This is a genomic window from Sphingopyxis sp. (assembly GCF_040216815.1).
GTDB lineage: Bacteria > Pseudomonadota > Alphaproteobacteria > Sphingomonadales > Sphingomonadaceae > Sphingopyxis.
In genome coordinates, this window is record NZ_JAVJOJ010000004.1 from 718,529 (window position 1) to 733,279 (window position 14,751).

Annotated in this window: 12 protein-coding genes and 1 riboswitch; of the genes, 11 read left to right on the plus strand and 1 reads right to left on the minus strand. The window is 66.0% G+C overall.

The window, feature by feature from the left end; translation table 11 throughout:
* Window positions 1-235: 235 nt before the first annotated feature.
* The 6 genes from RIA72_RS07295 (at window position 236) to RIA72_RS07320 (ending at window position 10,627) form a co-directional block, all read left to right on the plus strand.
* Window positions 236-1,699: a protein adenylyltransferase SelO gene (locus RIA72_RS07295; protein ID WP_350031646.1), complete on the plus strand. Its 1,464-nt coding sequence runs from the start codon at window positions 236-238 to the stop codon at window positions 1,697-1,699.
* Window positions 1,700-1,795: 96 nt separating this feature from the next.
* Window positions 1,796-2,965, plus strand: a complete 1,170-nt coding sequence (locus tag RIA72_RS07300; protein ID WP_350031647.1) for a nucleotide sugar dehydrogenase — start codon at window positions 1,796-1,798, stop codon at window positions 2,963-2,965.
* A gap of 185 nt (window positions 2,966-3,150) precedes the next feature.
* Window positions 3,151-5,439 carry an autotransporter assembly complex protein TamA gene (locus RIA72_RS07305; RefSeq protein ID WP_350031648.1) on the plus strand — a complete coding sequence of 763 codons (2,289 nt, stop codon included), beginning with the start codon at window positions 3,151-3,153 and terminating at the stop codon, window positions 5,437-5,439.
* A complete protein-coding gene (locus tag RIA72_RS07310) occupies window positions 5,439-9,665 on the plus strand; it encodes a translocation/assembly module TamB domain-containing protein (RefSeq protein ID WP_350031649.1) in 4,227 nt (1,408 codons plus the stop codon). The genes RIA72_RS07305 and RIA72_RS07310 overlap by 1 nt, the downstream gene beginning before the upstream one ends.
* Window positions 9,665-9,883, plus strand: a complete 219-nt coding sequence (locus RIA72_RS07315) for a hypothetical protein (protein ID WP_350031650.1) — start codon at window positions 9,665-9,667, stop codon at window positions 9,881-9,883. Before RIA72_RS07310 ends, RIA72_RS07315 begins: the two co-directional genes overlap by 1 nt.
* Window positions 9,861-9,963: riboswitch (yybP-ykoY riboswitch) on the plus strand. It overlaps the preceding gene by 23 nt.
* Window positions 9,964-10,054: 91 nt before the next feature.
* The gene (locus RIA72_RS07320; RefSeq protein WP_350031651.1) at window positions 10,055-10,627 is read left to right on the plus strand and encodes a TMEM165/GDT1 family protein; all 573 of its coding nucleotides are present in this window, start codon (window positions 10,055-10,057) and stop codon (window positions 10,625-10,627) included.
* A gap of 106 nt (window positions 10,628-10,733) precedes the next feature.
* On the opposite strand, the gene galE is transcribed toward RIA72_RS07320, so the two are convergent.
* Window positions 10,734-11,750, minus strand: coding sequence for a UDP-glucose 4-epimerase GalE (gene galE / locus RIA72_RS07325; RefSeq protein WP_350031652.1), 1,017 nt, complete (start codon window positions 11,748-11,750; stop codon window positions 10,734-10,736).
* A 168-nt stretch (window positions 11,751-11,918) separates the two neighbouring features.
* On the opposite strand from galE, the gene RIA72_RS07330 reads away from it, so the two are divergent.
* Genes RIA72_RS07330 through RIA72_RS07350 form a run of 5 tightly spaced genes read left to right on the plus strand, consistent with a single transcriptional unit; the run spans window position 11,919 to window position 14,750 of the window.
* Window positions 11,919-12,215 carry a BufA1 family periplasmic bufferin-type metallophore gene (locus RIA72_RS07330; protein WP_350031653.1) on the plus strand — a complete coding sequence of 99 codons (297 nt, stop codon included), beginning with the start codon at window positions 11,919-11,921 and terminating at the stop codon, window positions 12,213-12,215.
* A gap of 4 nt (window positions 12,216-12,219) precedes the next feature.
* Window positions 12,220-13,080 (plus strand): MNIO family bufferin maturase, encoded by an 861-nt coding sequence (gene bufB, locus RIA72_RS07335; RefSeq protein WP_350031654.1) that lies wholly within the window; start codon window positions 12,220-12,222, stop codon window positions 13,078-13,080.
* Entirely contained in the window at window positions 13,073-13,777 is a 705-nt protein-coding gene (locus RIA72_RS07340; protein ID WP_350031655.1) for an HvfC/BufC family peptide modification chaperone, read from the plus strand. The genes bufB and RIA72_RS07340 overlap by 8 nt, the downstream gene beginning before the upstream one ends.
* Complete coding sequence (locus RIA72_RS07345; RefSeq protein WP_350031656.1) at window positions 13,774-14,232, plus strand: DoxX family protein; 459 nt, start codon at window positions 13,774-13,776, stop codon at window positions 14,230-14,232. The genes RIA72_RS07340 and RIA72_RS07345 overlap by 4 nt, the downstream gene beginning before the upstream one ends.
* Complete coding sequence (locus RIA72_RS07350) at window positions 14,229-14,750, plus strand: sigma-70 family RNA polymerase sigma factor (protein WP_350031657.1); 522 nt, start codon at window positions 14,229-14,231, stop codon at window positions 14,748-14,750. The genes RIA72_RS07345 and RIA72_RS07350 overlap by 4 nt, the downstream gene beginning before the upstream one ends.
* Window position 14,751 lies beyond the last annotated feature (1 nt).

A 14,751-nucleotide genomic window follows, 5' to 3' on the forward strand; every position in this document is an offset into this window, starting at 1 on the left:
CGGTTGCTTGTGGAGTACCCTATAAGCTGTATGTCGATCTGATCGGCTTGGAATTTGCGGATGTTCCGGTGTGCTTTGGGGGAGTTCCAACAACAATGACGCGACGGTGTCGGCTTCGGCAGAAGTGAAAACATGGAAGTGAGTGCAGGGCTGCCGTTCGACGAGCGGTGCAATTGAACGGACAAAATAAGCCGCGCTGCGATAGCGGGCAAGATTGTATGAGTGGGAAGGCTATATGATCCTTGGTTTCGACAATAGTTTCCACGATTCCATGGACGGCTTTTACGCGCCTGCCGAAGCCACCAAGCCCGGCGCGCCGAAACTGCTCCTCTTCAACCATGTGCTTGCCGAACGCCTGGGATTCGAGGTCGCGGGTTCGACGGACGATGAGCTTGCGCGCACCTTCTCGGGCGAAGCGATTCCTGACGGCGCTGCGCCGATCGCGCTCGCCTATGCCGGGCACCAGTTCGGGCATTTTTCGGCGCAACTCGGTGACGGCCGGGCGCTGCTGTTGGGAGAGATCGTCGCACCCGACGGCGCGCGTTTCGATATTCAGCTCAAGGGATCGGGGCCCACCGCCTTTTCGCGCAATGGCGACGGCAAGGCGGCGATCGGGCCGGTGCTGCGCGAATTTCTTGTGTCCGAAGCAATGGCGGCGATGGGGGTACCGACGACGCGTTCGCTCGCCGCGGTTGCGACGGGCGACCGGGTTCAGCGCGAGCGCGCGCATCCGGGGGCGGTGCTCACCCGCGTGGCGAGCAGCCATATCCGCGTCGGCACGTTTCAATTCTTTGCCGCGCATTATGGCGCGGATCATGTCGTCCGGCTGTCCGATTACAGCATCGCGCGGCATTTTCCCGACCTTGTCGATGCCGCCAATCCGCACCTTGCGCTGCTCGACCGGGTGATCGACCTGCAATGCGATCTCATCGCGCGCTGGCTGGGTGTCGGCTTCATCCACGGGGTGATGAACACCGACAATGTGGCGATCAGCGGCGAGACGATCGATTATGGTCCCTGTGCCTTCATGGACCGTTTTGCGGTGAACACCGTGTTCAGTTCGATCGACACCGGCGGCCGCTATGCCTATGGCCGCCAGCCGCAGATCATGCACTGGAATATGGCGCGCTTTGCCGAGGCGCTGCTGCCCGCAATCCACCGCGTCGCGCCCAGCGACGTCGACGCCGCGAAAGCGCTCGTCGATGCGATTCCCGCAAAGTTCCGGCGCCGGTGGCAGGCGCATGTGCGGCAGAAGCTGGGTCTGGCGGAAGGCGCAGGCGACGACGCCGAACTGATCGACAGCCTGTTCGACGAGTTGGAAAAACATGGCGTCGATTTCACCTCCTTCTTTCGCGCGCTCGCCATGCTGCTGCGGGGCGAGGGGGCGACGATGCAGGCGCTGCTGCCGGCACCCGATGCGATGGCGCCCTGGATCGCCGCCTGGTGGCAGCGAATCGAGGAGGGCGCGCAAAACCCTCTGGAACTCGCCGAGGCGATGGACCGGGTGAATCCGCTCTATATCCCGCGCAATCATCTGGTCGAGGCGGCGCTCGAAGCCGCCGAAGCGGGCGACCTTGCGCCCTGGCGCGAGCTGCTCGACGTCGTGCGCGACCCGTTCGTGGCGCGAGCGGGGCTTGAACGCTTCGCCGAACCCGGCCCGGTCGACGCTGCGCCCTACACGACCTTTTGTGGCACATGACGCATTGAGCGGCCGCCGCGCTGGCGCTACGGACGGCTCGGCCAGGTTCGGCGCGCGCAGAAGGATAAGCCATTGACTTCAGAACAGGAGACGCCCGTGAAAATCGCCGTCGTCGGCACGGGCTATGTCGGCATCTCGAACGCGATTCTGCTCGCGCAGCGCAACAAGGTTGTCGCGCTCGACATCGACGCGCGCAAGGTTGATCTCCTCAACGCGCGGCGATCGCCGATCGTCGATGCTGAGATCGAGGATTATCTGGCGAACAAGGTGCTGGACCTCGTGGCAACCACCGACAAGCAGGCTGCCTATGCCGGGGCGCAGTTCGTGATCGTCGCTACGCCGACCGACTATGATCCCGACACCAATTATTTCAACACGGGCAGCGTCGAAAGCGTGATCGCCGACGCGCTGAAGCTGGCGCCGGGGGCATTGATCGTCGTCAAATCGACCGTCCCGGTGGGTTTCACCGAACGGATGCGCGCCGACCATGGCAGCGACGCCATCGTCTTTTCACCCGAGTTCCTGCGCGAAGGGCGCGCGCTGCACGACAATCTTTACCCGTCGCGGATCATCGTCGGCAATACGCATCCCCGCGCCGCCGATTTCGCGCGGCTGCTGCTCGAAGGGTCGCTGAAGCCCGACGCCGCTATCCTGCAAACGGGCAATACCGAGGCGGAGGCGATCAAGCTGTTCGCGAACACCTATCTTGCGATGCGCGTCGCCTTTTTCAACGAGCTCGACACCTATGCCGCCGCGCACGGCGTCGATTCGCGGCAGGTGATCGAAGGCGTATGCCTCGACCCCAGGATCGGGAGCTTCTACAACAATCCGTCCTTTGGCTACGGCGGCTATTGCCTTCCCAAAGACACCAAGCAGATGCTCGCCAATTATAAGGATGTGCCGCAGAATCTGATCCAGGCGATCGTTTCGTCGAACACGACGCGCAAGGATTTCGTCGCGTCGGAGGTGATCAAGCGCAATCCGCGCGTCGTGGGGATCCACCGCCTCGCGATGAAGGCGGGATCGGACAATTTCCGCGCGAGCAGCATATTGGGCGTGATGAAGCGGGTGAAGGCCAAGGGGATCGAGGTGATCGTCTATGAGCCGCTGATCGAGGAAGACCGGCTGTTCAACTCGCGCGTGATCCGCGACCTCGCCGCCTTCAAGGCCGAAGCCGACATCATCATCGCGAACCGCATCACCGACGAACTCGCCGATGTTGCGGACAAGGTTTACAGCCGCGACCTCTTTGGCGCCGACAGCTGAGCTGACCGGACGCCTGCGACCCGCCGCACCGCGGGGGAACCGTCCCCATATCGGCGCGTTGGCTTTGGCAAAGGGGAGAATCGGGTTGCGCAGCCAAAACTGTGGGGCCACAAGCGTCTATCGGTGGCCAGCAGATGCAAAAATCTGAAATATCCTGCGAAGATTCCAACGCCCGGTTGGCGCGGATGCGTTGGTTGCTGGTCGGCGCCGCTGCCTGTCCCGCGCTGATCGCGGCGCAGCCGGCGGCGGGTCAGCAACCGGGGGACGCGGCGGCGCAAACCGCCCCTGAAACCGCCCCCGACGATCCAATCGCCGTCCCTTCGCCGCCGCCGCCCGAAGCCGCGCTGCCCGCGGTCGAACCGATCATCGATGACGAGGAGTTTGACAAGGCGATCCCGAAGATTGCCGCCGAGGACGATCCCGAACTCGACCGTCCGCTCGAATCGATTGCCGAGTTCGAACGCCGACAGGCGGCGGAGGCCGCGCGCGGCGAGGCCGAAGACGAGGATGCGTCCGAACGCGCCGACGGTTCGGACGCTCCTGCGATCGACGGTGTTCCCGTCCCCGCGCTCGCCGATGGCGATGCGGTCGAAGCGATCGGCGATGCGCCCATTGGCGACAGCGACCTAGCCGCGCCGCTGCCGCCGCTCGACAGCTTCGACGTCGAGCCGGTCGAATTTGCGGAAGCGGCCGAAGATGAGGATCATCGCGAGCTCGCCTATCAGGTCCAGGTCAATGGGCTCGACGCCGCCGACGACAGCACCGATGTCGATCTGGCCGATTTGTTCGGCGATTTGTCGGCGCTCTATGACGGCGATGGCAAGGCGGACAATGCGGCGATGATCCGTGCGCGCCTGGCCGCGGACGGCGAACTCATGCAGCGCATCCTCGCGTCCGAAGGCTATTATGACGCGGTCGTCGATACGCGCATTGAACGCGGCGCGCGCGAAGAAGGGCAGGGGCGCCGCAGCCGCTCGATCACCGCGATCATCGACGTCACGCCGGGGCAGCGCTACACGCTCGCCGACATCATCGTCGACGCCGACCCGACGATCCCGCCTGATCTGATCGCCGAAAATTTCCCGCTGAGCGAGGGCGAGCCGATCGTCGCGCAGCGGATCCAGGGGGCCGAGGCCGCGCTGGCCCTCAAGCTTCCCGAAGCGGGCTATCCCTTCACCGAAGTGGGACAGCGCGACATTTTGCTCGACGGTGCGACCGGCGAGGGGGTTTACACCCTGCCGGTGACCATCGGGAAGCGCTCGCGCTTCGGGGGGATCGAGACGACGGGTGATCTGGTCTTCGATGCCGATCATGTCGCGGTGCTGGCGCGCTTCAAGCGCGGGGACCTTTACGACAGCCGCAAGGTCGATGATCTGAGGCAGGCGCTCGTCGCCACCGGACTGTTTGCGACCGTCGCCGCCGAGCCGCAGCCGACGGGCGAAAGCGCGGGCGACGATACCGAATATGTGACGATGCTGGTGACGCAGCAGGCCGGACCGCCGCGCACCATCGCCGCGAGCGCGGGCTATGGCACGGGAGAGGGGTTGCGGCTCGAGGGCAGCTGGACGCACCGCAACATGTTCCCGCCCGAAGGCGCACTCACCTTTCGCGGCGTGATCGGAACGCAGGAACAGGGAATCGGCGCAACGCTCCGCCGGTCGAATGCCGGGCGCCGCGACCGGACGTTCGAACTCGTCGCCGAAGCGACGCGCAGCAACTATGACGCTTTCGAGGCGCTGACCGGCCGCGTCGGCGCGCGCGTCAGCTATGATTCGACGCCGATCTGGCAAAAGAAATTCACTTATGCCTATGGCGTCGAGCTCATCGCGACGCGCGAGGATGATTATGATTTTGCGAGCGGCGGCCGGTCGTTCGATTTTTATACCATTCTGGGGCTGACCGGGCAGGTCGGCATGGATCGCACCGACAGCCTGCTCGATCCGACCAAGGGCTTTCGCATCACATCGCTGATTCAGCCCGAAGGATCGCTGGCGGGCCGCTTTTCCCCCTATGCGCGGCTGCGTACCGACATCAGCGGCTATTATCCGGTGACCGACAACATCGTTCTCGCCGGTCGGCTTCGCGTCGGATCGATCCTGGGGGCGGCGCGCGAACGGCTGGCCCCGTCGCGGCGCTTTTATGCCGGCGGCGGCGGGTCGGTGCGCGGTTTCGGCTATCAGGAACTGGGCCCCAAAGACCCCAATAATGATCCGATCGGCGGGCGTAGCGTGAACGAGATGGCTCTCGAGGCGCGCTACCGGTTCGGCAATTTCGGCGTCGTGGGCTTTGTCGATGCAGGGCAAGTCTATCGCAGGTCGGCCCCGACCTTTCAGGATCTGCGCTTCGGCGCGGGCATCGGCGCGCGATATTATACCAATTTCGGCCCGATGCGTTTCGACATCGCCACCCCGATCGCGCGCAAGCCGGGCGAAGCGCGCGTCAGCGTCTATGTCTCGATCGGGCAGGCCTTCTGATGGCGGATGACGTGCCAGCGGCCGATACGGCGCCCCCCGCGGCGGCGCGGACCTGGCCGCGCGCGATCCTGCGCGGTGCGGGCTATACGCTGCTCGGCCTCGTCCTTTTCTTCGCGCTGTTCCTGATCGGGCTGAACAGCGACGCAGGGCGGCGCTTCGTCGTCACCCAGGTGGAAAAATATCAGTTCGAAAACGGGATGAAAATCGGCATCGGCCGCCTCGACGGTTCGCTTTACGGGCGGATGGTTGTCCGCGACTTCACGCTGTCCGATCCCGAAGGCGTGTTCCTGCGTTCGCCCGAACTGCGCATCGACTGGCGCCCCGTCCGCTATCTCGCGAACCATATCGACATTCGTTCGGCGACCGCCGAAACGCTGGTGATGGAACGGCTACCGGCGTTCAAGCCTGTACCCGATACGGGCGACCCGCTGCTCCCCGATCTGGATATCGACGTCGGGCGTCTGCGCGTCGATCGCTTCGTCTTCGAGCCCGCGGTGGCGGGTGAGCGACAGGTCGCGACGGTGGACGGGCGCGTTGCGATCGCCGATCGGCGCGCGCAAATCACTGCCAGCGCCGCAACCATTGGCGGGGGCGGCAAGGGCGACAGGCTGAAGCTGCTCCTCGACGCCGTTCCCGAAGCGAACCGGCTGGCAATGACGCTTGACCTCACCGCGCCCGCGGGCGGTGTGCTCGCCGCGATGGGCGGCTTCGACGAGACGCTGACCGCCAAGCTCGATGGCCGCGGCGACTGGAAGGCGTGGAACGGCAATCTGACCGCCAATCTAGGGACGGCGCCGCTTGCCCGCATCGCCCTGACGGCGCGCGACGGCGATTTTGCCGCGAGGGGCAATGCCCAGCCCTCACGCCTGCTCAGCGGCCCCGCGGCCGCGCTTTTGGCGCCCGAAACCGCCATCGACGTGAAGGCGCGTCTTGCCGAGCGCAAGGCCGTGCTCGACGGACGCCTATCGTCGGGTGCGGCCGAGCTCGGCATCAGCGGCGGGGTCGACCTCGGCGCCAATCGCTACGAAGGGCTGGCGCTCGCGGTCAATATCCTTCGCCCTGCCGCCATCGCGCCGGCGCTCCGCGCCAGCGGCCTTCGCGCGACCGCGACGCTCGACGGCGAATTTGCGCTGCCGACGGTCGAGTATCAGGCGAACGCCGCAAGCCTTGCGGTGAACGACATCGTCGTCGACCGGCTGAGCATCGCGGGCAAGGCGCGCGTCGATGCCGACCAGATCCTCATCCCCGTCGCGGGGCGCGCGGCGCGCATCCGCGGGCTCGACACCGTTGCGGGCGGAACGCTGGCAGAGGTGCGGCTCGACGGAGACCTTGCCTATAGCGACGGCCGCATTCTCAGCGACAATCTGCGCCTCCGCTCGCCGCGAATCGACGCCAAGGCGATCGTGATCGCGGATTTGGGTCGTGGTTTTTATACCGGCGCGATCGACGGGCGGGTCAATGATTACCGGATCGAAAGCGTCGGCATCTTCGACATCGACACCGACGCCGACCTCAAGACCGCGCCGCGCGGCGGCTTTGAAATCGCAGGCCGCGTGCGCGCGCGTTCGACGCGGCTCTTCAACTCCGGCGTGCGCGACTTTCTGGGCGGCAATGCCACTGCGGTCGGCGATGTTCGCTACGGCACCGACGGCGTCGTGCGCTTTTCCGGGGTGCGGCTGACGGCGCCGCGGCTGCGCGTCACCGGCGGGCAGGGAAGTTATGCGCCCAGCGGTCAGATCCGCCTTACCGCGGGGGCGACGTCGGCCGATTATGGCCCGCTCGGCGTCGAGCTCGCCGGAACGATCAGCGATCCGCAGGCCGTGGTCACCGCCGAGCGGCCGGGACTCGGCATCGGCCTCGTCAATCTGGTCGGGCGCGTGACGGGCGCGCCGAACGGTTATCGCCTCGCCGCGACGGGCGAGACCGATTATGGCCCGCTCGCCGCCGATGTCGTGCTGCTCACCGCCGCGGGGCCATTGACGATTGATGTCGAGCGCGGCGACCTGTCGGGCATCGGTTTTCGCGGGCGGCTGGTCCAGAGCGCTGCGGGGCCGTTCACCGGCCGGCTGGATGCTTCGGGACAAGGGCTTGGCGGCCTCGTGCGGCTCTCGGCCGCTGGCGAGCATCAGGCCGCCGCAATCAATGTCCGCGCGAACAATGTGGTGCTCCCCGGTCCGGCGGGCCTCGCGGTGGGCTCGGCCGTGGTTGACGCCGATGTGACGCTGTACGACACGCCGCACATCGTCGCCGACATCCAGGTCGCCGATACGCAGATCCGCGACTATGACATCGCCGTCGCGCGCGTGAAGGTCGATTATCGCGGCGGCAGCGGCAAGGCGCAGGCGCTGGTCGAGGGGGTGAGCGGCGTTCCCTTCCGCATCGCCGCCAACGCCGATTTGAAGCCCGACCTTTGGCGCGCATCGGTTCAGGGCCGCGCGACCGGCATCAATTTCCGTACAACCTCGCCCGCGCGGATCATTCCCGGCCCCGATGGCTACGAGCTGCTGCCGACGACCATCGACCTCGGCCGCCGCAGCAGCGCGCGCGTCGCGGGGCGGTTCGGCGAGGGCATCATGCTCCAGTCGCGGCTTGACCGCGTCAATATGGCGATCCTCAACGCGGTCTATCCCGACATGGGGCTCGGCGGCCGCGCGAGCGGCAGTCTCGATTTCGAGCAGACCAGTGCGGACGCTTTCCCGCGCGCCGACGCACGGCTGACGATCGCCGATTTCACGCGCACCACCGCGGCTTCGGTGAGCCAGCCGGTCGATGTCAACTTCGCCGGCAAATTGCTCGCCGATGGGGGTGAGGTGCGCGCGGTCATGCGCAAAAGAGGCACGGTGATCGGCCGCATTCAGGCATCGCTCCGACCGCTGGGTCCCGGCGCGGGCGCATGGACCGAGCGGCTGCGCGCGGCGCCGCTGGGCGGCGGCATCCGCTATAACGGGCCGGCCGATACGCTCTATTCCTTTTTTGGCCCCGCCGATCAGAATGTCTCGGGCCCGGTCGCGGTCGCCGCCGATTTTGGTTGTCAGGTCGCCGATCCCTGCCTCGACGGCGTCGTGCGCGGGCGCGATATGGTCTATGAAAACCAGACCTATGGCACGCGGCTGACGGGAATGGCAGTGAACGGCCGCTTTACCGGCAACCGGCTGGAGATCGCCGATCTCACGGCCAGGGCAGGTGACGGTACGCTCGCGGCCAAGGGCTATCTCAGCCTGTCGCAGGCCGATGGCTATCCGATGGACATTGCTGCGACGCTCGACAATGCGCGGCTGGCGCGCAGCGAGAATATCGCGGCGCGTGCAACGGGCAATTTGCGGCTCGAAAAGGTGGCGGGACAGACCGCGTTACTGTCGGGGGATCTGCGCCTTCCCGAAACGCGCTACCGTATCGTGCGCGAAGGGGCGGCGCAGGTGCCGGTGCTGTCGGGCGTGCGGCGCAAACCGCCAGCGGGGCGGACGCGGATCAGCGGCGACGGGCTCGCCGCGGTGGGCAGCAGTTTGTTCGATCGCATCCGTCTCGATATTCGCCTGCGCGCCTCCGACGAGATTTACGTTCGCGGTATGGGGCTCGAATCCGAATGGAAGGCCGATGTCACGCTGCGCGGGACGACCGAGGCGCCGCGCGTGACCGGCGAGATCGAGCTGGTACGCGGGACACTGGGCTTTGCCGGGCGTTCGTTCGAACTGGAGGAAGGGCGCGTGACCTTCCCGACCGGCGATGCCTTCGACCCAGCGATCCGCCTGATCGCCAGCGACACGATCGAGACGGTGACGGTGAACGTCAGCGTTACGGGACGCGCCAGCAATCCCCAGGTCGCCTTTTCCAGCGTACCGGGGCTGCCGCAGGACGAAATCGTTTCGCGCATCCTGTTCGGCGATTCGATCACGACGCTGTCGCCGCTTCAGGCGGTGCAGCTCGCCTCCTCGCTGAACGCGCTCAGCAGCGGGGGCGGGGGGCTCAGTCCGCTCGGCGCGCTCCAGTCGGCCGCAGGGATCGACCGCCTTCGCGTGCTGGGGCCCGACGATACGATCGGTCGCGGCGCGGCGCTCGCGGCGGGGCAATATATCACCAAGGACATCTATCTTGAGGTGATCACCGATGCGCGCGGCTACACCGCGACCCAGCTCGAGATCAGCCTGACGCCGGCGCTTTCCCTGCTCAGCCAGGCGGGCGGGTCGGGTCAGTCGAACCTGTCGATCCGTTACCGCAAGGATTATTGATGCGCGCCGCCCTCCTGCTCGTGCCGTTGCTGTTTCTTGCCGCGTGCAAGGACGAGCCCGACTTCGAGACCCGCTACGACAAGGCGGCGAAGGAGATCGAAGCGCGCGCCAAAGCGATGGATGCCGACATTGCCGAATCCGAAAAGGCCGCCGCCGCGGCTTCGGACTTGCCAGAAGCGCCGCCGCCGTCTAGTTCCGCCGCGTCATCTGGGGAGTAGCCAGCCGTCGCGTGCGACGGGCCGCCGCGTCAACATACTTGGCCGAGAGGTCATGGTGCGGTGGAAGCGGGACACCGCTTGGGCGAGACCAATGGCGTCGAGCTTCCGTCCGGGCCGGGCGGCGGGTTCGATGTCCGTTGGAATCATCCGCCGCCCGGCCCTGGAGTCATCATGGAAGCCCTGTTCACCTCGACCGCTATCGTCGCGCTCGCCGAAATCGGCGACAAGACGCAATTGCTCGCCATCCTGCTCGCGGCGCGCTTTGGCCGCCCGCTGCCGATCATCCTCGGCATATTGGCGGCGACGCTGGCGAATCATGCGCTTGCGGCGCTGCTCGGCGCGCAGGCTGCGGCATTCCTCGACAGTCCGGTCTTTCGCTATGCGATCGGTGCGTCGTTCATCGCCATGGCGGCCTGGACGCTGATCCCCGACAAATTTGAGGAAGAAGATGCGCCGCGGCCGCGTTACGGTGCCTTTCTGACGACGCTTGTTGCCTTCTTCCTTGTCGAGATGGGCGACAAGACGCAGGTGGCAACGATTGCGCTAGGGGCGCAGTATCAGGCAGTCGTCGCCGTTACGGCGGGCACAACGCTCGGCATGATGATCGCCAATGTGCCCGCGATTTTCCTCGGCAATGAACTGCTGAAGCGCGTCGATCTTGCCAAAATCCGCCTTGTCGCAGCGGCGCTGTTCCTTGCGATCGGCGTCTGGGTGCTGGCGCAGACGGCGGGGTGGCTGGAGTAGCGCCCAGGCATCCAACTCCGTTATTGCGAGTGCAGCGAAGCAATCCAGAGCAGCGTAAACCACCCTGGATTGCTTCGCTGCGCTCGCAATGACGATGTGATCAAAACTATTCCGCGTTCCGCGTCGCCAAGGTCCGCTCGAACCGCCAGCTCGACGCGCACATGGCGTCGAGGTCGCGTTCCGCACGCCAGCCGAGTTCCTCCGCGGCGCGATCGGGGCTCGCGAAACAGCTTGCGATGTCGCCCGCGCGCCGGGGTGCAATGCGATAGGGGATGGCGACGCCGTTCACGCGCTCGAACGCTTTCACCATGTCGAGTACCGAATAGCCTTGTCCCGTGCCGAGATTCCATGTCGCGAGCGGGCGGTCGCTTGCCGCTATGGCGGCCAGCGCCGCCGCATGGCCCGCGGCCAGATCGACGACATGGATATAGTCGCGCACGCCGGTGCCGTCGGGTGTATCGTAATCGTCGCCGAATACCGACAATTCGTTGAGCTTGCCCGCGGCGACGCGGCTGATGAAGGGCATCAGATTATTGGGGACGCCATTGGGATTCTCTCCGATCAGGCCGCTGTCATGCGCGCCGACGGGGTTGAAATAGCGCAGGATGGCGATGCGCCACGCCGGATCGGCTGCCGCGACGTCCGCCAGCATCTCCTCGATCATCAACTTGGTCCGGCCATAGGGATTGGTGGCGGATGTCGGATGATCCTCGTCGATCGGGAGATATTGCGGTTCGCCGTAAACGGTGGCACTCGACGAAAAGACGAGCCGCTTGGCGCCGCAGTCGATCATCGCCTCGATCAGCGACAGCGTGCCGCGAACATTATTGTCATAATATTTGATCGGTTCGGCCACCGACTCGCCGACGGCCTTCAGTCCCGCGAAATGGATCACGGCCTCGATCGCGTGGCCGCGCATCGCCCGGCGCAGCGCGTCGCCATCGCGGATGTCGCCGATCACGAGCGGGATCGCGGCGCCGGTGATCGCTTCCAGCCGGTCGATCACCGCGGCGTCGCTGTTCGACAGATTGTCGTAACAGGTGACGCGGTGGCCCGCCGCGGCCATCGTGGCCGCGACATGGCTGCCGATATAGCCCGTGCCGCCGGTCAGAAGAATGTTCATCCTGCGCTTTTCCCTCCGCCGATCGAATGGCGACCGGCCCGCTGCTCCTAAGCGATTGGCGCTCCGCTGCCAATTGCCGCCCGTGTCGTTCGTAACCTTTTGCGGGCAGCGCGCGAACCCATGGATGATGCCATCCTCCGCATCGATCCATTTATCAGGGAGATTCCGATGACCCAATCGCTGAAACTGTCGCTCGCCGCTTCGGCGGTGCTCGCGCTCGCCGCGGGCCATGCCGCGACCGGAAGCGCCATCGCGGCCGAAGGCGCCAAGGAAAAATGCTATGGCGTCGCGCTCAAGGGCAAGAACGACTGTGCCGCCGGCCCCGGTACGAGCTGTGCGGGCACTTCGACCGTCGACTATCAGGGTAATGCCTGGAAATATGTCGCCAAGGGTGCTTGCGAAAAAATGGGCGGCACGCTGACCGCGCATAAGGGCAATGCCAAACCGGTACCCAAGAAGGGCTGATCCCGTGGCCGCTACCCCGTCTCCCTCGCTGCCCCGGCGCGCCGGTATCGGGCTGAAAGCCCGTCACTATGCCGATGTGCTCGCGGCGTGGGAGCGGGGCGCGGCGCCCGCCTGGGTCGAGGTGCATCCCCAAAATTATTTCGGCGCGGGCGGGCCGCCGCACCGCTGGTTGGCCGCGATCGCCGACCGGGTGCCGGTCAGCTTTCATTCGGTCGGCCTCTCGATCGGGTCGACAGACGGCCCTGACCCGCAAGAACTCGACGCGCTGGCGCTGCTCTGCGATCGATACCGGCCCGCGATGGTGTCCGATCATCTCAGCTGGAGCAGCACGCCGCGCGACAAATTTCCCGACCTGCTGCCCATCCCCTATACGAACGCCGCACTCGACCATTTTGCGGCCGGGGTGGGCCGCGTTCAGGACCGGCTTGGCCGCCGCATCCTCATCGAAAATCCTTCGCGCTATCTGGCCTATGCGCACGACGATTGGGATGAGGCAGCCTTTCTCCACGCGCTTTGCCGCCGCAGCGGCTGCGGGCTGCTCCTCGACATCAACAATGTCGAGGTATCGGCCTTCAACCTGGGGTTCGACGCCGAAACCTGGCTGGATGCGATCGACCCCGCGCTGGTCGGCGAAATCCATGTCGCCGGCCACGCCGTGAAGGATGACGGCGGCGGGGGACGAATTGCGATCGACGATCATGGATCGCCGGTGCGGAGTAGCTGCTGGGCGCTGCTCGCGCGTTTTCTGCGCCGGGCCGGACCACGGCCCATACTGATCGAATGGGACAGCGATGTGCCCGACTGGGCGGTACTGATGGCGGAGGCAGCGCGCGCTGACGCCGTGCTGGAACTCGTCGATGCTTGACGGCGATCAGGCGGCGGTGGCAGCGACGCTGCTCCTTGGTCCGCGGCATTTGCCGGCCGGACTTTTCGCGGGCGATGAGGCTGCGGTTCTTCGCGGGCTGCGCGTTCACGCCAATAGCATTTCGCACGCGCGCCTCGTCGCGCTGGAGGAAAGTTTTCCGCGCCTGCGCGCCCATCTCGGCGCGGGCGCGTTCAACCGGCTGTCGCGGGCTTTCGTCGAATCGGGCGGGGCAGGGCGGCGCGCACTGGCCGACATTGGCGCCGGATTCGCCGATTGGTTGACCGATCCGGTCGCCGCTTCGATCGCGCGTGTCGAATGGGCATGGCTCGAAAGCTATCACGCCGCCGACGCCCGCGCGCTGCAACTGGCCGAGCTGGCGGGAGGTGGCGAAGCCGGGCTCCTCGCGCTTCGGGTCCGCCATCATCCGGCCGCGCGGATCGTGCCGCTCGCGCCCGGTTCTGCCCCGCTGATCGACGCCGCCTTCGCGCCGGATACGGCGGCAGTCCTTGTCACGCGTCCCGACGCCGACGTCCGCTTGTTCGCGGCGCACCCCGCCGAGAAGGCAGTGCTGGCGGCCGCGGCCGACCCGACGGCGCTCGGCACTCTGATCGCGCTCCTCGACGAACGGCATCCGGGTGGCGGCGCAGCGATTGCGGCGCTGATCGACGCCGGGGCTTTTGAAAGGTGGGATGAATGAAACATCTGGTCCGTCTTTACGATCGCACTGCCTTGATCGCATCGTCGCGGATTGCCGAGGGTGCGGCGCTGCTTCTGATGCGTGCTGCGCTCGCCGGTGTCTTTTGGCGGTCGGGGCAGACCAAGCTCGCCGCGAGCGGCTTTCCCGCGATCGACCCCATTCAATATGAGCTGTTCGCCAATGAATTTTCGGGCCTGCCACTCGATCCCGCGCTTGCCGCCCCGCTGACCGTGTGGTCCGAGCACCTGTTTCCGGCCTTGCTGCTCGTTGGCCTCGCGACGCGCTTTTCGGCCGCGGCGCTGCTCGTGATGACGCTGGTGATCCAGATCTTCGTTTTTCCCGACGCCTGGTGGCCGGCCCATTCGCTATGGGCCGCGATGGCGGCGATGCTGATCGTGCGCGGCGGCGGGCTGTTCGCGCTGGATACGCTTTTTGCTAGGCTGCGCAGGAGATGAGCCTCGACGAACCCTCGCTCGCGCGGTTGATGGCCGCTTCGCAGTGCGGGGATCGTGCGGCCTATCGCGCGCTGCTCGGCGCTTGCCGCCACTGGCTTGCACGCTATTTCGCGCGCCGGATCGCGCCGCACCAGATCGACGATCTGATCCAGGAAACCTTGGTGTCGATGCATCGCAAGCTGGCGACGTGGGACAGCGGCCGGCCCTTTCTGCCATGGCTCGCGGCGATCGCCCGTTATCGCTGGATCGACATGCTGCGGCGACAGAAGGAGGAGGTCGAGCTTGGCGACCATGATGCCGCGGTCGGCGCGAAGGACGAGGCGGTCCATGCCCGGCTCAGCATCGACCGGCTGATGACCTTGCTGCCGCCTGGACAGGCCCAAGCGATCACCCTGGTCAAGATCGAGGGCGCGTCGATCGCCGAGGCCTCGAAAATCTGCGGACAAAGCGAATCTCTGGTCAAGGTCAACATTCACCGCGGCCTTAAGAAACTCGCTCAACTGATTGAAAGTGAATAAA

Excerpts from the sequence above, each read along its gene's own strand:
- RIA72_RS07295 (WP_350031646.1), top strand. The coding sequence starts at position 236 with ATGATCCTTGGTTTCGACAATAGTTTCCACGATTCCATGGACGGCTTT.
- RIA72_RS07305 (WP_350031648.1), top strand. The coding sequence starts at position 3,151 with ATGCGTTGGTTGCTGGTCGGCGCCGCTGCCTGTCCCGCGCTGATCGCG.
- RIA72_RS07310 (WP_350031649.1), top strand. The coding sequence starts at position 5,439 with ATGGCGGATGACGTGCCAGCGGCCGATACGGCGCCCCCCGCGGCGGCG.
- RIA72_RS07315 (WP_350031650.1), top strand. The coding sequence starts at position 9,665 with ATGCGCGCCGCCCTCCTGCTCGTGCCGTTGCTGTTTCTTGCCGCGTGC.
- RIA72_RS07320 (WP_350031651.1), top strand. The coding sequence starts at position 10,055 with ATGGAAGCCCTGTTCACCTCGACCGCTATCGTCGCGCTCGCCGAAATC.
- galE (WP_350031652.1), bottom strand. The coding sequence starts at position 11,750 with ATGAACATTCTTCTGACCGGCGGCACGGGCTATATCGGCAGCCATGTC.
- RIA72_RS07330 (WP_350031653.1), top strand. The coding sequence starts at position 11,919 with ATGACCCAATCGCTGAAACTGTCGCTCGCCGCTTCGGCGGTGCTCGCG.
- RIA72_RS07340 (WP_350031655.1), top strand. The coding sequence starts at position 13,073 with ATGCTTGACGGCGATCAGGCGGCGGTGGCAGCGACGCTGCTCCTTGGT.
- RIA72_RS07345 (WP_350031656.1), top strand. The coding sequence starts at position 13,774 with ATGAAACATCTGGTCCGTCTTTACGATCGCACTGCCTTGATCGCATCG.
- RIA72_RS07350 (WP_350031657.1), top strand. The coding sequence starts at position 14,229 with ATGAGCCTCGACGAACCCTCGCTCGCGCGGTTGATGGCCGCTTCGCAG.